The sequence below is a fragment of the Streptomyces sp. NPDC029956 genome (assembly GCF_055574655.1).
Genome location: NZ_JBVHZJ010000001.1, coordinates 225,765 through 244,505 on the forward strand (window position 1 = coordinate 225,765; position 18,741 = coordinate 244,505).

Annotated in this window: 19 protein-coding genes; 3 read left to right on the forward strand and 16 right to left on the reverse strand. The window is 72.8% G+C overall.

The features are described 5' to 3' along the window. Nucleotide 1 precedes the first annotated feature (1 nt). The 7 genes from ACZ4XX_RS00825 to ACZ4XX_RS00855 form a co-directional block, all read right to left on the reverse strand. Entirely contained in the window at nucleotides 2–838 is an 837-nt protein-coding gene (locus ACZ4XX_RS00825) for an ABC transporter permease (RefSeq protein ID WP_468505841.1), read from the reverse strand. Further along, the gene (locus tag ACZ4XX_RS00830) at nucleotides 831–1,823 is read right to left on the reverse strand and encodes an ABC transporter permease (RefSeq protein WP_468505842.1); all 993 of its coding nucleotides are present in this window, start codon (nucleotides 1,821–1,823) and stop codon (nucleotides 831–833) included. The genes ACZ4XX_RS00825 and ACZ4XX_RS00830 overlap by 8 nt, the downstream gene beginning before the upstream one ends. Further along, entirely contained in the window at nucleotides 1,820–3,439 is a 1,620-nt protein-coding gene (locus ACZ4XX_RS00835; protein ID WP_468505843.1) for an ABC transporter substrate-binding protein, read from the reverse strand. The genes ACZ4XX_RS00830 and ACZ4XX_RS00835 overlap by 4 nt, the downstream gene beginning before the upstream one ends. Before the next feature lie 133 nt (nucleotides 3,440–3,572). After that, nucleotides 3,573–4,679 (reverse strand): acyl-CoA dehydrogenase family protein, encoded by a 1,107-nt coding sequence (locus ACZ4XX_RS00840; RefSeq protein WP_468505844.1) that lies wholly within the window; start codon nucleotides 4,677–4,679, stop codon nucleotides 3,573–3,575. After that, nucleotides 4,676–5,857, reverse strand: coding sequence for an acyl-CoA dehydrogenase family protein (locus ACZ4XX_RS00845; protein WP_468505845.1), 1,182 nt, complete (start codon nucleotides 5,855–5,857; stop codon nucleotides 4,676–4,678). The genes ACZ4XX_RS00840 and ACZ4XX_RS00845 overlap by 4 nt, the downstream gene beginning before the upstream one ends. Continuing rightward, nucleotides 5,854–6,822: an NADPH:quinone oxidoreductase family protein gene (locus tag ACZ4XX_RS00850; RefSeq protein ID WP_468505846.1), complete on the reverse strand. Its 969-nt coding sequence runs from the start codon at nucleotides 6,820–6,822 to the stop codon at nucleotides 5,854–5,856. The genes ACZ4XX_RS00845 and ACZ4XX_RS00850 overlap by 4 nt, the downstream gene beginning before the upstream one ends. Nucleotides 6,823–6,890: 68 nt before the next feature. Beyond that, nucleotides 6,891–7,481 carry a helix-turn-helix domain-containing protein gene (locus ACZ4XX_RS00855; RefSeq protein ID WP_468505847.1) on the reverse strand — a complete coding sequence of 197 codons (591 nt, stop codon included), beginning with the start codon at nucleotides 7,479–7,481 and terminating at the stop codon, nucleotides 6,891–6,893. Between the two features lie 66 nt (nucleotides 7,482–7,547). Between ACZ4XX_RS00855 and ACZ4XX_RS00860 the strand changes: the two genes are divergently transcribed. The 3 genes from ACZ4XX_RS00860 to ACZ4XX_RS00870 all read left to right on the forward strand — a co-directional run bounded on the left by ACZ4XX_RS00860 (nucleotide 7,548) and on the right by ACZ4XX_RS00870 (nucleotide 9,964). Beyond that, nucleotides 7,548–8,507 (forward strand): NAD(P)/FAD-dependent oxidoreductase, encoded by a 960-nt coding sequence (locus ACZ4XX_RS00860; RefSeq protein ID WP_468505848.1) that lies wholly within the window; start codon nucleotides 7,548–7,550, stop codon nucleotides 8,505–8,507. 105 nt (nucleotides 8,508–8,612) lie between these two features. Continuing rightward, nucleotides 8,613–9,392, forward strand: a complete 780-nt coding sequence (locus tag ACZ4XX_RS00865) for a VOC family protein (RefSeq protein WP_468505849.1) — start codon at nucleotides 8,613–8,615, stop codon at nucleotides 9,390–9,392. Nucleotides 9,393–9,463: 71 nt separating this feature from the next. Continuing rightward, nucleotides 9,464–9,964: a GNAT family N-acetyltransferase gene (locus ACZ4XX_RS00870; protein WP_468505850.1), complete on the forward strand. Its 501-nt coding sequence runs from the start codon at nucleotides 9,464–9,466 to the stop codon at nucleotides 9,962–9,964. Between the two features lie 12 nt (nucleotides 9,965–9,976). Here ACZ4XX_RS00870 and ACZ4XX_RS00875 read toward each other — a convergent pair whose 3' ends face one another. The 9 genes from ACZ4XX_RS00875 to nadE form a co-directional block, all read right to left on the reverse strand. Then, entirely contained in the window at nucleotides 9,977–10,729 is a 753-nt protein-coding gene (locus tag ACZ4XX_RS00875) for a PIG-L deacetylase family protein (protein ID WP_468505851.1), read from the reverse strand. Next, nucleotides 10,726–11,658, reverse strand: coding sequence for an SIS domain-containing protein (locus ACZ4XX_RS00880; RefSeq protein WP_468505852.1), 933 nt, complete (start codon nucleotides 11,656–11,658; stop codon nucleotides 10,726–10,728). Before ACZ4XX_RS00880 ends, ACZ4XX_RS00875 begins: the two co-directional genes overlap by 4 nt. A 145-nt stretch (nucleotides 11,659–11,803) precedes the next feature. After that, nucleotides 11,804–13,111, reverse strand: a complete 1,308-nt coding sequence (locus ACZ4XX_RS00885) for an alpha/beta fold hydrolase (RefSeq protein ID WP_468505853.1) — start codon at nucleotides 13,109–13,111, stop codon at nucleotides 11,804–11,806. A gap of 77 nt (nucleotides 13,112–13,188) precedes the next feature. After that, entirely contained in the window at nucleotides 13,189–14,673 is a 1,485-nt protein-coding gene (locus ACZ4XX_RS00890) for a cellulase family glycosylhydrolase (RefSeq protein ID WP_468505854.1), read from the reverse strand. Nucleotides 14,674–14,800: 127 nt separating this feature from the next. Next, entirely contained in the window at nucleotides 14,801–15,817 is a 1,017-nt protein-coding gene (locus tag ACZ4XX_RS00895) for an ABC transporter substrate-binding protein (RefSeq protein ID WP_468505855.1), read from the reverse strand. Then, nucleotides 15,814–16,491, reverse strand: coding sequence for an ABC transporter permease (locus ACZ4XX_RS00900; protein ID WP_468505856.1), 678 nt, complete (start codon nucleotides 16,489–16,491; stop codon nucleotides 15,814–15,816). Before ACZ4XX_RS00900 ends, ACZ4XX_RS00895 begins: the two co-directional genes overlap by 4 nt. Further along, nucleotides 16,488–17,168 carry an ABC transporter permease gene (locus tag ACZ4XX_RS00905; protein ID WP_468505857.1) on the reverse strand — a complete coding sequence of 227 codons (681 nt, stop codon included), beginning with the start codon at nucleotides 17,166–17,168 and terminating at the stop codon, nucleotides 16,488–16,490. The genes ACZ4XX_RS00900 and ACZ4XX_RS00905 overlap by 4 nt, the downstream gene beginning before the upstream one ends. Nucleotides 17,169–17,269: 101 nt before the next feature. After that, the gene (locus ACZ4XX_RS00910) at nucleotides 17,270–17,656 is read right to left on the reverse strand and encodes a VOC family protein (RefSeq protein ID WP_468505858.1); all 387 of its coding nucleotides are present in this window, start codon (nucleotides 17,654–17,656) and stop codon (nucleotides 17,270–17,272) included. Between the two features lie 92 nt (nucleotides 17,657–17,748). Further along, nucleotides 17,749–18,579 (reverse strand): ammonia-dependent NAD(+) synthetase, encoded by an 831-nt coding sequence (gene nadE, locus ACZ4XX_RS00915; protein WP_468505859.1) that lies wholly within the window; start codon nucleotides 18,577–18,579, stop codon nucleotides 17,749–17,751. Between the last annotated feature and the right edge of the window lie 162 nt (nucleotides 18,580–18,741).

Consider the following 18,741-nt stretch of genomic DNA (forward strand, 5'->3'; position numbering starts at 1 on the left):
GTCACAGCATGAGCTCCGATCGGCGGCGCGGGTTGAGGCGGTCGCGCCAGACGCCGGCGAGGCCGGCGATGGCGAGGGTCGGGACGATGAGCAGGAGGCCGGGGAAGAGGGTGGGCCAGCCGTGTCCGGCGAGGAGCGAGGAGCGTGCGTTCTGGACGAGGTTGCCGAGGCTCGCCTGGTGGCTCGGGAGGCCGAGGCCGAGGAAGGACAGGGCGGACTCGTGCCACATGGCGTGCGGGACCATCAGGACGGCCGCGAGGCCCGCCTGCGGCAGGACGGCGGGGAGCAGGTGGCGGAAGGCGACGCGCCACCGTGTGGCGCCGCCGGAGATCGCGGCCTCGACGAAGGGCCGGGTGCGCAGGGAGAGGACCTCGGAGCGCACGATGCGGGCGGTGGAGAGCCAGTGGGTGACGGCCACGGAGGCGATCACCGGCCAGACGCCGGGGCGGAAGAGGGCGACCACGAAGATGCCGAGGAGCAGGTGCGGCACGGAGGAGAAGGCGTCGACGAGCCGCATCAGGGTGCGGTCGGTCCAGCCGCCGAGCGCCCCGGCGGCCGCACCGACGGCGGTGCCGACGACGGTGGCGACGAGCGCCGCGACCAGTCCGACGAGCAGCGAGATCCGCAGGCCGTAGACGCAGCGCAGGAGCAGGTCGCGGCCGAGGTCGTCGGTGCCGAAGGGGTGCTCCCAGGAGGGCGGGAGGAGCTTCCGCGAGAGGTCGACGGCCTGTTCGTCGAGCTGGGCGAGCGGCGGCACGGCCAGGACGGCGAGGAGGACGACGCCGACGACGAGGGCGGAGCTCCAGAGCCGCAGGCGGTGGGTGCGCGGGTCAGCCATCGAAGCCCACCCTCGGGTCGGCGAGTCCGTAGAGGAGGTCGGAGAGCAGATTGCCGAGGAGGACGGCGGCCGTGGCCAGGACCGTGAGCGCGGCGAGCAGCGGGAAGTCCACGGAGGTGGCGGCCTGGACGGTGGCGGCTGCGATGCCGGGCCAGCTGAAGACGGTCTCCACGAGGAGGGCGCCGGTGATCAGCTCGGGCACGCGGGAGCCGATGAGGGTGAGCATGGGCAGCATTCCGGAGCGGAGGGCGTGACCGGTGAGGACGGTGCGTTCGTGCAGGCCGCGGGCGCGGGCGCCGCGTACGGGGTCCTCGTCCAGGGCGTCGCCGACGCCCTGGCGGACGTACAGGAAGAACCAGGGCAGCTGGGAGACGCCGAGGACGAGCGCGGGCAGCACGAGGTGGCGGGCGACCTGGTCGAAGGTGACGGTGTCGCTCGCGGTGTCGGTGAGTCCGCCCGCGGGCAGGGCGCCCAGCTGCAGCGCGAAGAACCAGATGGCGAGGAGGCCGAGCCAGAAGGCCGGCGCGGCTTCGAGGGTGTACGCGACGGAGCTGACGGCCCGGTCGATCGCGCCGCCGCGGCGGCGCCCGGCGAGGACGCCGAGGAGGGTGCCGAGGGCGATGGCCACGAGGAACGCGGTGACGGCGAGGAGGACGGACCAGCCGAGGCGTTCGCCGATGACCTCGGCCACGGGCCTGCGCAGGACGGCGGAGTCGCCGAGGTCGCCGGTGAGGGCGGAGGTGAGCCACTCCCACCAGCGGGTGAGGAGGGGCCGGTCGACGCCGAGGTTGGCGCGGAGCTGGTCGAGGTTCTCCTGCGAGGCGGTGAGCCCCGCGGTGCCGGCGTAGGCCTTGACGGGGTCGAACGGGGAGGCTTCGGCGACGGCGAACACCGCGAAGGTGACGGCGAGGAGGACGGGGACGGCGGCCAGGGCGCGCCGTCCCGTCATCCGCGCCATCGGCCCCCAGGGGAGGCGGCGCTTCACTTCTTCGTCGCTCCGGCGGTCGCGCCCTTCGGCTTCCAGCTCTCGACGTTCCACCAGGGGCCGGAGGCGAGGCCGTGGTCGTGCGGCTCGGTCTGTGTGCTCGGCCCGTCCCAGGCGTCGGCGACGACGTAGAGGTGGTCGATGTGGGTGAGGAAGGTGTAGCCGGGGTTCTTCACCAGTTCGCGCTGGACGGTGTCGTACGCGGCGCGGCGCTTGGTGAGGTCGTTCGTGCGGCGGCCCTCGTCGAGGGCGCGGTCGACGGTCCTGTTGTCGTACCAGGCCATGTTGTTGAAGCCGTCGCCGGCGAGGCTCGACTTCAGGAGCAGGTACTGGTCGAAGTCGGGGTCGCCGGGCGCGCCGCCGCCCGCGAGGACGGCGTCGGTCTTCATCCGGGGCTCGATGACCTCCCAGGTGCCGGCCTGGGCGGTGATGTCGATGCCGGCCTTCTTGGCGTCGGAGACGTACGCGAGGGCGTGGTCCTGGCGGAGCTTGTCGCCGGAGAGGTACCAGAGCGGGAAGGCGGCGCGGACGCCGTTCTTGACGCGGATGCCGTCGGGGCCGGGCTTCCAGCCGGCCTCGTCGAGGATCTTCTGCGCTCCGGCGAGGTCGTGGCGGCGCTCGGTGCCCTTCGCGAACCAGGGGCTGTCGGTGGGGACGGGACCGTAGGCGGGCTTTCCGGCCCCTTCGAGGATCTTGTCGACCATGGCCCGGCGGTCGACGGCGATGTCGAGGGCGCGGCGGACGTCGGTGTCGCCGGTGACCTCGTGGTGGGTGGGCAGGGTGACCGTGCGGTAGTCGTAGGTCTTCGCCTGCCAGGTCTTCCTGGCCTTGTCGCCCTTGAATCCGGCGGCGAGGTTCGGCGGCAGTACGGCGCCGTCGAGGTCGCCGGCGCGGAGCCGGGTGGCGCGGACGTCGTCGTCCTTGATGATCGCCATGGTGAACCTCTTCACCGCGGGCGCGCCGTTCCAGTAGGTCGGGTTGGCCTTGAAGCTGAGCTTCTCGCCCTTGGACCAGCCGGTGAGGACGTAGGGGCCGGTGCCTATCGGTTCGGTGGTGAAGGCGCCGGTGTTGACGTCCTGCTTCGCCGCGACGTGCTCGGGGGCGATGGCGTGGACGGTGCGCTCGGCGAAGGGCGCGTAAGGGTACTTCAGGTGGAAGACGACGGTGTCGTCGCCGACGGCCTCGACGCTCTTGAGGGCGTCGAGCTCGGTGCGCGAGGCGTTGTTCGTCTTCGGGTCGAGGATCGTCCGGTAGGTGAAGACGACGTCCTCGGCGGTGAACGGTGCGCCGTCACTGAAGGTGACCCCGTCGCGGAGGGTGTACGTGTAGGTGAGCCCGCCGTCGGCTACGTCCGGCAGCTTGGTGGCGAGCGCCGGCTTCAGCTTCATGTCGGCGTCGAAGGCGAGGAGCCCGTCGAAGATCTTGGAGTTGCCGTCCTTGCCGTAGCCGAGGAGGGGGCTGAGGGTCTCGGGTTCGTAGGCGATGCCGACGACCGCGGAATCCTTGGGCCCGCCGGAGGCCCCGGCGGAGCCGGGGTTCGTGCAGGCCGCCGCGGTGAGGGCGGTGGCCCCCGCGAGCGTCGCGGCGGCCGTGCCGCGGAGGAATCGGGCGGTCATCGTGTCCACACCCCTTTTTGGAGATCAACTGTTATTGCGAACAGCTTGCAATTAAACAGTATGTAAAGGGGTGTGGACCTCGCGGCCCCTTACAAGGCGCCTCGGACCGGCCGCGAGCGAGGCGCCGTGCCGGTCAGGACGGCGGCGCCAGGTCCACCAGGGCGGCGATCGCGTCCTGATGGGCGCCCGTGGAACCGAGCGCGATCTGGTCCGCCTTGGCCCGCTTGAGCGCCAGATGCGCCGGGTGTTCCCAGGTCATCCCGATCCCGCCGTGCAGCTGTACGCACTCCTCGGCCGCCCGGACCGCGACCTTGGAGCAGTACGCCTGCGCCACGGCCACGATCAGCGGGGCGTCAGCGCTGCCGGTGGCGAGGGCGTCGGCGGCGGCACGGGCCGCCGCCCGGGCCCCGACCAGGTCCAGCCAGAGCTGGGCCATACGGTGCTTGAGGGCCTGGAAGGAGCCGACCGGCCGGTTGAACTGGTGGCGCTCGCGGGTGTACCGGACGGTCTCCTCCAGGCACCACTCGGCGAGGCCGAGCTGTTCCGACGCGAGGAGGCCGGCCCCGGCGAGCAGTCCGCGGCGGACCGCCGCACGGGCCGCGTCGAAGCCCGCGAGCCGGGCTCCGGTCCCGGCGCCGGTGGTGACGGTGGCCAGGGGGCGCGTGAGGTCGAGCGGGGTCTGCGGCTCGACGGTCGCCTCGCCGGCGGGTACGGCGTACAGGCCGTCGGCCCGCAGGACGAGGAACACGTCGGCGGCGGTGGCGTCGGCGACCGCCGTGACCGTCGCACCGAGCGGGAGCTCCGCGCCGGGCGCCGTCGACAGCGGTACGGCGAGGACCGCGACCGTGCCGCCGCCCGCCAGGTCCGCGAGCAGACCGGCCGCCGCGCCGCTCTCCCCCACCAGGGCGAGCAGGGTCTCGGTGGCCACCACCGCGCTCGTGAGACAGGGCAGCGGGGTCACCGCGCGGCCCAGCTCCTCCAGGACGACGGCGGCCTCCCGGTGGCTCGCGCCCTGGCCGCCGAGCTTCTCCGGGACGAGGAGTCCGGCGGCGCCGATGTCGCCCGCGAGGGACTTCCACAGGCCGGGGACGTAGGGGCTGTCCGTCTCGATCCGGCCCAGGAGGGTCTGGTGGCCGGCCCGGTCGGCGAGCAGAGCGCGGACGGCGGCCCGCAGGTCCTCCTCCGTCTCGGAGTAGAGGAGGTCGAGCGGCTGTTCCGTCAGTTCTGACGATTCCGTCATCGGGCGAGGTCCTTCCAGGCGACGTCCTTGTCGTTGCGGGGCTCGGGCGGCAGGCCCAGGACCCGCTCGGCGACGATGTTGAGCAGCACCTCGCTGGTGCCGCCCTCGATCGAGTTGCCCTTGGACCGCAGATAGCGGTAGCCGGCGTCGCGGCCGGTGAAGTCGACGAGTTCGGGGCGGCGCATCTCCCACTCCCCGTACAACAGACCCTCGTCGCCGAGCAGTTCGACCTCCAGGCCGCTGATGGCCTGGTTGAGGCGGGCGAACGCGAGCTTCATGGCGCTGCCCTCGGGGCCGGGACGGCCCGCGACGAGCTGCTGGCGGAGCCGCTCCCCGGCGAGCCGGGCGACCTCGGCGTCGACCCAGTGGTCGAGGAGGCGCCGGTGCAGCTCGCGGGTGCGCAGTTCGGGGCGCTCGCGCCAGGTCGTGGCGACCTTCCCGATCATGCCGCCCTCGCGGGGGATACGGGCTCCGCCGATGGAGACCCGCTCGTTCATGAGGGTGGTCTGGGCGACCCGCCAGCCGTCGCCGACCTCGCCGAGACGGTGGGCGTCGGGGATGCGGACGCCGGTGAGGAAGACCTCGTTGAACTCGGCCTCGCCGGTGATCTGGCGCAGCGGCCGGACCTCCACGCCGGGGTCGGTCATGTCGCAGACGAAGTAGGTGATGCCCCGGTGCTTGGGTGCGTCCGGGTCGGTGCGGGCGATGAGGATCGCCCAGCGTGCCGTGTGGGCGCTGGAGGTCCACACCTTCTGCCCGTCCACCACCCAGTCCTCGCCGTCCCGGACGGCCCGGGTGGCGAGCGCCGCGAGGTCGGATCCGGCCCCGGGCTCGCTGAACAGCTGGCACCAGACCTCCTCGCCCACCCACAGCGGGCGCAGGAAGCGCTCCTTGACCTCGTCGGTGCCGTGGGCGAGGACGGTGGGGGCCGCCATGCCCAGGCCGATGCCGATCTTGCGCGGGTCGTTGTCGGGGGCTCCGGCGGCGGCGAGCTCGGCGTCGACGACGGTCTGGAGCGCGCGGGGCGCGTCGAGTCCGCCGAGGCCGACGGGGTAGTGCACCCAGGCGAGGCCGGCGTCGAAGCGGGCGCGCAGGAAGTCGGTGCGGTCCGTGGTGGCGGGCGGGTGCTCGTCCAGCAGCTTCCTGGTGCGTACGAGGAGTTCCTCGGCGTCGGTCATGCGTGGGCTCCTTCCGGGAGGACGACCAGGCGGCCGGTGGTGGTGCCGTCGGCGACGCGCTGGACGGCGTCCGCCGCGCCCGCGAAGGGGACGCGTTCACCGATGAGGGGCTTGATGAGGCCCTTGGCCGCGTAGGCCGTGAGGGTCTCGTGGCAGCGGCCGATCGAGGCCGGGTCCTTCGCCGCGTAGAGGCCCCAGTGGAGGCCGAGGATCGAGTAGTTCTTCACCAGGGCGTGGTTGAGGGCGGGCGCCGGGACCGTGCCGCTCGCGAAGCCGACGATCACGATCCGTCCCTCGAAGGCGACGCACTTCGCGGACTGCTGGTAGGCCTCGCCGCCGACGGGGTCGTAGATCACGTCGGCGCCGCGGCCGCCGGTCGCGGCCTTGACGGCGGCGACGACGTCCTCGGAGCGCCGGTCGATCACCACGTCGCAGCCGAGCGCGCGGGCGACGGCTGCCTTCTCCGGTCCTCCGACGACCCCGATGACGGTGGCGCCGGCGGCCTTGCCGAGCTGGACGGCGGCGCTGCCGACGCCGCCGGCCGCCGCGTGGACCAGGAGGGTCTCGCCCTCCTGGAGGGCGGCGCGGCGGTGCAGGCCGAACCAGCCGGTCTGGTAGCCGATGTGGAGCGCGGCGGCCTCGGCGTCGTCGAGCGACTCCGGGGCGGGGAGCAGCCCGGCGGCGTCGGCGAGGACGTGGTCGGCGAAGCCGCCGTGCGGGAGCGCGGCGGTGGTGATGACCCTGCGGCCGTCCTCGGTCTCGGCGCAGACCTCCACGCCGGGGGTGAAGGGCAGCGGGGGACGGATCTGGTAGTGGCCGCGGCAGAGCAGCGCGTCGGGGAAGTTGACGTTCGCGGCGCGGACCTTGAGGAGGACCTGGCCGTCGCCCGGCGTGGGCGGTGCCACCTCCTCGCGACGCATCACCGCGCGCGGTTCCCCGTTCTCGTACACACGCCATGCCTGCATCCGGAAGCCTCCTCCGTACCGAGCGGTCGGTCGCATACTAAGCGGTCGCTTGATCCGAGGGGAACCACTCAGCCCGACTTCTTCGGGCGGGCGCGGACGTGCATCCGTTCCCCCTGGGGCCCGTACAGGCTCAGGAACTCCACGGGCCCCTCGGGCGTCGGACCGAACCAGTGCGGGACGCGGGTGTCGAACTCGGCCGCCTCTCCGGGACCGAGGACGACGTCGTGCTCGCCGAGGACGAGCCGGAGCCTCCCGGAGAGCACGTACAGCCATTCGTAGCCCTCGTGGACGCGCGGCTCCGGCTCCTCCTGCTGCGGTCTCTCCTGGATGACCTTGTACGCCTGGAGGCCGCCCGGCTGCCGGGTCAGCGGGTACATCGTGCGGCCGTGCCGGACGATGGGCTTCGCCCGGATCCGCGGGTCGCCCGTCGCCGGGGCGCCGACCAGTTCGTCCAGCGCGACCTGATGGGCGCGGGCGAGCGGCAGGAGCAGTTCGAGGCTGGGCCTGCGCTGCCCGGACTCCAGCCGGGAGAGGGTGCTCACGGAGATCCCCGTGTCCGCGGAGAGTTCGGCCAGGGTCACCCCGCGATCCCGGCGGAGGCGGCGGAGGCGGGGACCGACCTCGTTGAGCACGGCGTCGATGCGATCGTCTTCGGTCATACGTCCAGTTTTGCAGAAACGGCAAGCTCACTTGCTCATCTCGCGGACTCGGGTGACGCTCGGCCCATGAACGCACACCTGGAGAACGACACGTACGAGGCAGTCGTGATCGGCGGCGGGGCGGCGGGGCTCAGCGCCGGCCTGCTCCTGGGCCGCTCACGACGCCGGACCCTGGTCGTCGACGCCCGCGAGCCGCGGAACGCCCCCACCGCGCACATGCAGGGCGTCCTGTCCCGGGACGGCATGAGCCCGGCCGACTATCTGGCGGCCGGCCGGGCCGAGATCGCCGGGTACGGGGTGGAGCTGCGGACCGGTGAGGTGACGGGCGCGGCACCGGACGGGGACGGCGGGTTCGTCCTCACACTCGCGGGCGGCGAGACGGCCGGCGCGCGGCGGCTCGTCGTCACCACGGGGCTCGTCGACGAGCTCCCCGCGATCGACGGACTGGCCGAGCGATGGGGACGGGACGTGCTGCACTGCCCGTACTGCCACGGCTGGGAGGTCCGCGACGAGGCCTTCGGGGTGATCGCGCATCCGACGATGCCCGCGCACCAGGCGCTGATGGTGGCGCACTGGTCGAAGGACGTGACCCTGTTCCTGCACACCTCGGCCGAGCCGTCGGAGCACGAGGCGGCGCTCCTGGACGCGGCGGGCGTCCGGGTCGAGCGGGGCGAGGTGGCGGGGTTCGCGGTGGAGGAGGACCGGCTGACCGGGGTGCGGCTCGCCGACGGGCGGACCGTGGCCCGCACGGTGGTCTTCGCGGCGGGCACCCGCCTGGCGGCCCGCGACGGGGTGCTGCGACAGCTGGGCGCGGAGCTGCGCGAGACCCCGTTCGGGGAGTTCGTGGTGGTGGACGAGGTGGGGCGGACGAGCGTGCCGGGCGTGTGGGCGGCCGGCAATGTGACGGGTCCGCAGGAGCAGGTGGTCAACGCGGTGAGCCGCGGATACCGTGCCGCGGCCGCGCTCAACAACGAGCTGGTGTTCGGCGACCTGGAGGAGAAGGTGGCCGGTCGGCCGGTCGGATGAACCGCGGCGGTTGAGGCTGCGCCGCGCGGGCCGAGAGGCGAGGATCGGTCACGGTGGCCGAAACGGCACACAGGTGACGGCTCACGGAAGGACGGGACACCTCCCATGCTCGGTACGCAGTTCACCAAGGGCTCTCCCTGCTGGATCGACCTCGGCAGCCCGGACACGGAGGCGGCGGCCGCCTTCTACACCGCCGTCTTCGGCTGGGAGTTCCGCTCCGCGGGTCCCGAGGCAGGCGGCTACGGCTTCTTCCAGCAGGACGGCAGGACGGTCGCCGCCCTCGGCCCGCTCACCGAGGAGGGCGCGTCCAGCGCCTGGACCGTGTACTTCCAGACCCCGGACGCGGACGCCACGGCGAAGGACACCGAGTCGGCGGGCGGCGCCGTACGCCTCGCGCCGCTCGACGTCATGGAGGCGGGCCGGATGGCCGCCCTCACCGACCCGGGCGGCGCACGGTTCGCGATCTGGCAGCCCGGCACGACCAAGGGCCTCGACCGCACGTCGTCGACGAACACCCTCGTCTGGGTGGAGCTGCACACGGCGGACCCGGAGGGCACCCTGGCCTTCTACCGGACGCTGTTCGGCTGGCGGTCGGCGGAGATGGACGCGCCCGGCATGAAGTACCGGGTCGTCTCGACCGCCGACGGCGACCAGCAGGACGCCTCCTTCGGCGGCGCGGCCGAACTCCAGGACACGAACGAGGGCCCCCGCTGGATCGTCTACTTCGACGTCGCGGACGCGGACGCGATCGTCACGGCGGCCCAGGGCAACGGCGGTTCGGTCCTGATGCCCGCGGCCGACATCCCCGACGTCGGCCGCATCGCCTGGCTCGCCGACCCCTTCGGCGCGGCCTTCGCGGTCCTGAAGCCGGCTCCGATGGGCTGACCCGACAGCGCCCTTTCCCACCGGCGAAAGCCGGTTGCCCGGTCGGTGACCGGTGGGTAGCGTCGCCGTTCATGATCCCGACGCTGCACACCGAGCGCCTGCTGCTCGACCCTTACGTCCCCGCGGACGAGGAGGCCTTCGTGGGTCTCTTCCAGGATCGGAGGGTGTCGGCGTGGATGGGTGACGGCCCGGTCTCCGAGGAGGACGACCGGGCCCTCTTCGGGCGGATCTTCACGAAGGTCTACGCACAGGAGCTGTTCGCCGTCTGGGCCGTGCGCCGGGACGGGGTGCTCGTCGGGCATGCCGAGATCAAGCCGTCCGAGGACGTCGGCGGGCACGAGATCGTGTACGCGCTCGCCCCCGCGGCCTGGGGTTCGGGGCTCGGTACGGAGGTGGCGGAGGCCCTCGTGGGCCACGGGTTCGGCACGCTCGGCCTGGCCGAGGTGCACGCCACCGTGGCCGAGCCCAACGTCGCCTCGCTGAAGCTGCTCGGCCGGATCGGATTCGAGCACGTCCGGGACATCACCGAGGACGACGGCAGCACCACCCGTGTGCTGACCCGCCGCCCCTGACCCCCCGCTCCGTCAGCGCCCGAAGAGCTCGAAGGCCACCGCGGGGCGGCCGCCGAAGCGAGCGGACGCCTGACTCGTCGTCGCGGTGAGGAAGGACCGGACGTACTGCTCCGGGTCCTCGTCCGTCAGGACCTCGATGTAGGCCCGGTGGCAGAGCAGCGAGCGGATCGCGCGGTCCAGGCCCGGGCCGGCGTCCACCGCGTGGGTCGGGGTGCTGGACGCCGCGACCGCGACCCACCGCACCCCGTTCCAGGGCTCGAGTCCCCGGTCGGCGAGCTCGGGGAAGATCCAGCGGTTGCCCGCGTCCCCCGCGGCGTCGAGCGTGGCCCGGCCCACGGCCACGTGGTCGGGGGTGTTCCAGGGGGCGCCGGGACTCCCGCCCCAGGTGTCACGGTGGTTGAGGGTGATGACCAGCTCAGGGCGGTGCCTGCGGATCGCCGCCGCGATGTCGCGGCGCAGCCCGAGCCCGTACTCGATCGCACCGTCGCGGTGGTCGAGGAACTCCACCGTGTCCACGCCGGCGACCGCGGCGCTGTCCCGCTGCTCCCGCTCGCGCAGCGGGCCGCAGACGTCCGGGGCGATCGTGTCGATGCCGGCCTCACCGCGGCTCGCGAGGACGTAGGCCACCTCCTTGCCCGCGTCCGTCCAGGCGGCGACGGCCGCCGCACAGCCGTACTCCAGGTCGTCGGGGTGGGCGACGACGGCGAGGGCGCGCTGCCAGTCACCGGGCATCTCCGCGAGGTCCGTGACATCGGTTCCGGTCATGACCGCAGGATACGGGCCGCCTCCGACGCGGTCGGGCGGAACGCTCCGGAAAGGATCACCGAACGCGAGACGTTCCTGGGCCGGTCGGGGTTGAGTCCGCGGCGCACCGCGAGCGCGACCGCGAGCCGCTGGGCGCGGACGAGCGCGGCGACCGGGTCGATCGCGTCGGCCGCGAACAGGGCTCCGGTGGACTCCACTTCGTCCTTCAGCCCGGAGGGGGAGGGGCCCAGGCACCACACGAGGCTGGACCCGTCGCTGATGCTGATCGGGCCGTGGCGGTACTCCATCGCCGCGTACGACTCGGTCCAGACCCGGGCCACCTCGCGCAGTTTGAGGGCGGCCTCGTCGGCGAGCCCGACGGTCCATCCGGTGCCGAGGAAGGTGAACTGGCCGCGCCGCTCCCACGCGGCGGGCAGCCGCTCGTAGAGGACGAGTTCGGCGTCGGTGACGGACGGCCCCAGGTCCACCCCGAGTCCCGCGCGCAGGAGTTGGAGTGCCGTGGTCGCGAACCGGGTCTGGACGACGGAGCGTTCGTCGGCGAACCCGAGGTCGAGGACCCGGTCGGCGCGCTGTCCGGCGGGGCTGCCGGGCACCCCGGTGAGGACGAGGGTCGGGATGCGCCCCGCCGCGCCGGCGAGGAGCCGGACGACCTCCGTGGTGGTGCCGGAGCGGGTGAGGGCCACGATGCGGTCGTAACCGCGCCCGAGCGGCGTGGAGTCGGAGGCGGGGAAGGCGTCGGTCTCGCCCGCGCCGAGGGACTCGCGCAGCGCCGCGTAGGCGCGGGCGATGAAGTACGAGGTGCCGCAGCCGACCACCGCCACCCGCTCGCCTCGGGCCGGCAGCAGACCGGCGTCGCGGTCGGCGATCTCGGCGGCGCGGCGCCAGCAGTCGGGCTGGCCGGCGATCTCCTCGCTGACGTGGGTGCTCATGTCCGGGTCCTCTCCTCGGCAGGCCCCCGCACGGGGCACGGACCGAGTTCTACCGGCATCCGTCCGGAAGCCTCCATGAGCGGAGGCGGTCCACCCCTTGGACTTTTGCGCGCCGCCGGCCGCACGTCGTCCTCTCCCCCGGCGGTCAGATCTCGTCGCGGGCGAGCGCGAGCAGCCGGTCCAGGACCCGCGGTCCCCCGGCCCGTACTCCGTCGTGTTCGAACTCGTCCGTCACCCAGGTGCGCAGGCCGCGGATCGTGCGCGCGGTGTCGAGGGAGTGGCCGGTGTCCACGTACATGTCGTCCTGGTAGACGGCCGCGGCGACCGGGACCCGGTTGGCGGCGAGGAGCTCGGGGTCGTACAGCGGGGTCCAGTCGGTGCGGGCGGCGAGGAGTTCGGCCGTCTCGCGGAGCGGGCGCAGGGCGGGGTCGGTGGTGAAGTGCCAGGGGTGGACGGTCTCGCCGGTGAAGAGCGGCGGCCGGCCCTCGGCGAGCGCGGCGCGGGCGTCGAACTCGGGGTACTCGGCGCGGACCCGCTCGGCCGCCCAGTCGGTGGGGCCCTTCCCCTGGGCGTAGATGGCCTCGTGGAGCACGGCGTACAGCGGGTGTCCCGCGTACGACAGCTGGGCCTGGACCTGCTCCAGGAAGGCGTCGGCGAGCGCGGGTCCGCCGGGAGTGGGGACGAACGCGCCCTCCAGGAGCAGATGGAGCTGGTGGGTGCCCTCGCCGGAGCCGAGGAGGATGCCGAGGGACTGGAAGGCCTCGGGGGTGAGCCGGCCGCCGCCGGGCAGGGTGACCTCGTGGTCGAGGAGGTGGGCGAGGACGGCGCGGGCCCGCTCGGCGTCCTGTGGGTAGCGGGTGTAGTGGGCCTCGTTCTTGCGCCGGATCCGGGGGTAGGCGGCGCGGTACACCTCGTCGGCGGTGGCGTGCAGGGAGGGCAGACCGCCGGTGATCAGGACCCGCTCAAGACCCTGGGGCGCGGTCGAGAGGTAGTGGGTGGCGCAGAAGCCGCCGAAGCTCTGGCCGAGGACGGTCCAGGGGGCGCCCCCGGTGAGCCGGCGGCGGATGAGCTCGCAGTCCTCGACGATCGAGTCGGCGCGGAAGTGGGCGAGGTAGTCGGCCTGCTCGGCGGGGGTGCCGCGGAGCGGCAGGGTCTGGCGGTTGGCGGGGGTCGAACGGCCGGTGCCCCGCTGGTCGAGGAGGAGGACGCGGAACTCCCGGACGGCCCGGCCGAGCCAGGCCTGCGGGCCGATGAACCGGCGGGCGCCGAAACCGGGGCCGCCCTCCAGGTAGACCAGCCAGGGGAGCTGCTCACGGCCCGCGCCGGCGTTGCCGCTCGCGACGACCTCACGGCCGAAGACCTCGATCCGCTCACCGTCGGGGCGGGCGTGGTCGAGGGGGACGGGGAAGCGGTGGTCGGTGAGGACGAGCCCGGGCTGCCGGTAGGTGGTCACGCTGTTCCTGCTCCTGTTCGGTACGCCCCCGCGAGGACAGTGGATCACACGGCGGGGGCGTACCGGGGGCAGGGTCGTCAGGAGGTCGGGAAGTCGTCCGCGGTCCGGACGCGGTCCCGGATCCAGACACCGGCCGGCTTCAGGGAGCTCGTGCCGGTCCAGGTTCCGCCGGCGTCGCAGGTGCCGGTCTTGAAGACGGCGCCGCTGCGCTCGTCGTCGGAGAAGTTCCAGTTGACCCAGCTGATCTTCTTCGCGGCCATGAGGTCGAGGAAGCGCTGCGACATCGCGAAGTCGTCGCTGCCCTCACCGGCGTAGTTCTGGGTGCCGAACTCGGTGACGAAGACGGGCAGCTTGTCGGCGGCGCGGGAGAGGGTGTTCAGGTACTCGTCCCGGTGCGAGAACGCGTAGAAGTGGAAGGTGTACATGATGTTGGTCGCGTTCACCGGGTTGGACACGACCTCGGACTCGTTCGCGCCGTCGGAGACGCCGAGCGAGGACCACGCGCGCGTGCCGACCAGGATCGGGGTCTCGGCGTCCTTGGCGCGGATGACCGGGATGAGCTGTTCGGCGTAGCTCTTGATACGGGACCAGGCGACGCCGTTGGGCTCGTTGGCGATCTCGTAGAGCAGGTTGGTCTTGGCGCCGTGGCGCTGGGCGATCTCGGTGAAGAAGGTCTTGGCGCGGGCGAGGTTGTAGTGCGGGTCGCCCGGGTCGAGCATGTGCCAGTCGACGATGACGTACATGCCGCGAGCGGTGGCCTGCTCGATCAGGGAGTGGGCGAGGTCGGTGTACTTGCGCGGGTCGGTCTCGTAGCCCTCCTCCTGGACGTAGGTGGAGACGCGTAGGACGTCGGCCTTCCAGTCCTTGGCGAGGGCGTCGAGCGAGCCGCCGGTCAGACACTGGCTGTACCACTGGGTGCCGTGGCTGGACATGCCGCGCAGCTGGATCGGCTTGTCGTACTGGTTGCAGAGCTTGGTGCCGCAGACCTCGAGCTGCCCGTTGATCGCGGCGGGGGTGCTGCCGGTGGTGGGCGGCGTGGTGGCGTTGTCGACGGTGAGGTGGTCGACGTTGGGGCCGCCGTTGGCGGTGGTGGCGGTGGCCCGGATGGTGTTGGCACCGGCCTTGAGGGTGGTGGTGACGGTGGTGGTGGCCCAGTTCGTCCAGGCTCCGGTGCCGGCGAAGGACGTGCCGGAGGCGGCGACGGCACCGTTGACGGCGATGTCCATGGGGCGGTCGGTGGTGGTGCCGTTGGCGTACCGCAGGGTGAGGGTGGCGGGGCCCGCCTGGGCGGCGTTGACGTTCCACTGGACGTGACTTCCGGTGGCGTTGTCGTAGTTGACGAATCCGCCGCCGGTGTATCCGGTGTGGTTGGACTCGACGGCGCCACGGGAGACGGTGGCCGTCTCCGCCTCGTGGGTGACGGGGGCGGCGGTCGCGGTCGGCGGGGTGACGGCGAGGCCGAGGAGCAGCGCGCCGAGGGCGGTTCCGGCGACGCCGAGGCGTCGGACGCCGGGGCGTAGGACGATGCGGGTGCGGAGTCGTGCGGATCGTGCCGAAGTCATGGGGGTCTCCACGGAACGACGAACGAGGCCTTGGGGAAGGCCGGGGGATGCGGACGAAGGCGCCGTTGGACTGGAAGGAAACTTTCCTAACGGATGAATAGCAGGGTCTCGAACCGCCCCGCAAGAGTCATGACAGGAGACGCAGTTCAGCGGGCTGAAGCCACACTCCCCGAACTCGGCGCGGAAGGAGCCCCTTCGTCACGAGATAGTTCCGCGCCACGTCCTCAGGGAGACGCCGCCAGCCGTCCACCTGCTCGTTGAGCCGCGCCAGATCCTCGGTGGTCAGCACCGTGTTGAGACGGGAGAGCGCCCGGGTGACGCCCTCGCCGCCGGCGCGGGCCCGGTTGACGACGGGGACGACGAGGTCGGCGTTCTGCAGGTGCCTGTCGTCGGCGAGCAGGACGAGCCCGAACTCGTCGAGGGTGGCATCGGTGGTCGTGGTGAGCACCAACTGGTCCTGACCGTTCTGGACGGCCTGTTTGGCCGGCGTGGTGCCGACGCCCTTGGGATCGACGGCCGTGATGTCGATGCCGTAGACCTCCCTCAGACCGGGGGCGCAGTACGGTCTCCGGACGCATTCGTCACCGGCCGCGAGGCGGATCGGGAGGCCGGTGGCGCCGAGGTCGCTGAGGGTCTTCAGCCGGTGTTCGGCGGCGAACTCGGCGGTGACGGCGAAGGCGTTCTGGTCGACGGCCCGGCCCGCGTCGAGGACGGTGAGCCCGCGGGGTGCGGCGAGCTCACGAAGGGCCTTCATCGTGGCGTCCGGGTCGGGCGAGCCGACGGTCGGCGCGTCGGCCCCGTTGGCCTTGGCGTTCAGCCAGTCGGCGAAGGTCGCCGCGTACTCCGCGACGACATCGATCTGACCGCGCTCCAGGGCCGGTTCGTACAGCTCGCGGTTGGTGACGGAGAGGATCTTCGTCCCGTACCCGGCGTCCTCGAGGAGCAGGGCGTACAGCTGGGCCAGCAGGTCGCTCTCGGTGAACCCGGCCGAGCCGACGGTCAGACGGCGGCTGTCGCCCGGTGGGGCCGTGACCTCGCCCTGGGCCTCCAGGGAGGGACCCGTGGCGCAGCCGCCGAGCACGGCACAGGCCGCCAGGAGGAGACCGGCGGCGGCGCTCCGGAGCGGGCGGGGCGGTCCGCTCACGGGCCGCTCCCCCGCGACGCCCCGCCGGGGGCGAGGCGCTGGACCCCCTCGAAGACCCCTTCCACGAGCAGCGCGAGGACGGCGACGAGGCACGCCCCGGCGACGACCTGCGGGGTGGAGGCGAGGTTGAACCCGGCCGTGATGATCCGGCCGAGCCCGCCGCCGCCGGCGAGCGCGGCCACGGTGGCGGTGGCCACGAGCTGGACGGCGGCGATCCGTACACCGGTGAGGATCAGCGGCAGCGCGAGCGGCACCTCCACCAGGGTCAGGGTCTGGCGGCCCGTCATGCCCATGCCCCGGGCGGCCCGTACGACGTCGCGGTCGACGCCGCGCATCCCCACGTACGCGTTGGTCAGCAGCGGGGGCACGGCGAACAGCACGAGCGCGATGATCGTCGGCCACTCGCCGTACGAACCGATCGGGCTGAGCAGGAGAAGCACGAGGACGGCGAAGGTGGGAACGGCCCGGCCGGCGTTGGAGAGGTTCACGGCGAGCGCGCCGCCCTTGCCGAGGTGCCCCAGGACGAGGGCCACGGGCAGGGCGATCGCACAGCTGACGGCGAGGCAGACGACGGTGAGGAAGAGGTGCTCGGCGAGTCGGTGCCAGACGCCGTTCTCGCCGGACCAGTGCGCGGAGGTGGTGAGCCAGGACCAGGCGTCGGCGAGGGTGGTCATGCGGCCTGCCCGCGGGTCCAGGGGGTGAGCAGGCGTTGCGCGCCGAGGAGGAGCAGGTCGGCGACGACCGCGATCAGGACGCAGAGCACGGAGGCGGTGAGCACCTGGGCCCTGAAGTAGGTGTTCATGCCCGAGTAGATGAGGTTGCCGAGTCCGCCGTGCCCGACGATCGCGCCGATCGTGACGAGGGAGACGGCCGAGACGGTGGCGATCCGGAGTCCGGCCATGGCGGCGGGCACGGCGAGCGGCAGCTCGACGGCGAGCAGCAGCCGGACCGGACCGTATCCGAGGCCGCGGGCGGCCTGGCGGGTCTCCTCGGGAACGGCGCGGAGCCCGGCCAGGATGTTCCGGACGAGGAGCGTGAGGGAGTAGAGGACGAGGCCGGCCACGACCAGGGCGGCGGACAGCCCGTACACGGGCAGGAGCAGCGAGAACATCGCGAGCGCCGGAATCGTGTACAGGAGTGTGGTGACCCCCAGGACCGGCCCGGCCGCCCAGCGCCACCGGCGGGCGGCGACCGCGAGGGGCAGGGCGAGCACCAGGCCGAGGGCGACGGAGACGGTCGTCAGCTGGAGGTGCTGGACGACGGCGTCGGTGAGGATCTCGCTCCGGGTCGAGAGATAGGCGCCGCAGATCCACTCGTTGCGGGCGAGGCAGTCGTCGGGCGGCGCGATCACCCTCCCATTCGAGGCGGTACGGGGCCGCGGCGCACGCGGGCCGGTCCGTTCGGGGGCGGGGACGGTGCCGGACGGCTACGCCGACGCCCTGAGATCGCCGGTCAGTTCTCCTGGAGCACCGACAGGACGTTGCCCGCGGGGTCCGTGAACCATGCGATGGCCGGTCCGCCGTCGACCCGCACGATGCCCTTCGCGTCGGCCTCGAATCCCTCGTAGCGCTCCAGGGCCACTCCACGTCCCGTCAGGTCGTCCACGGCCCGGTCGATGTTGTCGACCGCGAAGTTGAGGATCGTGAAACTGGCGGGGGTGTGGTCGTCCTTCGGGTAGACGAAGACCCGGGCCCCGCCCGCCAGGGTGAGGAAGAGCATCCGCATGTCGCCCGCTCCCTCCTCGCCCACCTCCAGACCGAGGGTCTCGCCGTAGAAGCGCCGGGCGGCGTCCAGGTCGTCGACCGAGAAACCGCTGAATGCCGGGGTTTCGCCGAACATGGCGTGCTCCTTTCCGGGGGCCCCTTGCGGGCACCCCTTCCAGGATCCGCCGAGTGTCCGCCGCCCGCCGCTCAGGCTGAGGCGCGCGGTGCTCAGGGCGCGACCGGCAGCTGACGCTTGTGCTCGGTGAGCTCGTAGCGGCGCACGATCGTGGCGAAGGCGGCATCGGCGACCGGCTTGCCCTCCAGGAAGTCGTCGATGTCGTCGTACGTGACACCGAGCGCGTCCTCGTCGGGCTTGCCCGGGTCCAGGGTCTCCAGGTCGGCCGTGGGGGTCTTCCAGACCAGTTCGGCCGGGGCGCCGAGCTCGGCCGCGACCGCGCGGACGCGCCGCTTGGTCAGACCGGTGAGCGGCACGACGTCGGCGGCACCGTCGCCGAACTTGGTGAAGAAGCCGGAGACGGCCTCGGCGGCGTGGTCGGTGCCGACGACGAGCCCGTCGTTGGCTCCGGCGACCGCGTACTGGGCGATCATCCGCTGACGGGCCTTGATGTTGCCCTGAACGAAGTCCTGGTGGTGGGCGTCGCGGAAGGTGACGCCACCGGCGAGGGCGGCCTCCAGGGCCCCGTCGCTCGCGGCCTGGACGTCCACGGTGAGGACCTCGTCGGCGCGGATGAAGCCGAGCGCGGTCTGCGCGTCCTTCTCGTCGGCCTGCACGCCGTACGGCAGGCGCATCGCGTAGAAGGTGGCCTCGTGTCCGGCGGCGCGGGCCCGCTCCACGGCGAGCTGGCAGAGGCGTCCGGCGGTGGTGGAGTCGACGCCGCCGCTGATGCCGAGGACGAGGGAGCGCAGACCCGTGGAGGTGAGGCGCTCGGTCAGGAAGGCCACGCGGCGCTCGATCTCGGCCCGCGGGTCGAAGGTCTCGGCCACCTGGAGGTCCCGGGCGATCTGCTGCTGGAGGGCGGTGGACGCCGGGTCGGTCACGGGAGTCTCCTCATCGGGTTCAGGGGCTGCGGGAGTCGACTCTACGCACCGGGGCGGCGGCGCGTCGCCCTGCCCCGTATCCCACCGCGTGGCCCTGCCCCGTACCCCACCGCGTCACCCGCCCTCCCCGAAACGGCAGGTCAGGCTTCGGAGGGGGCTTCC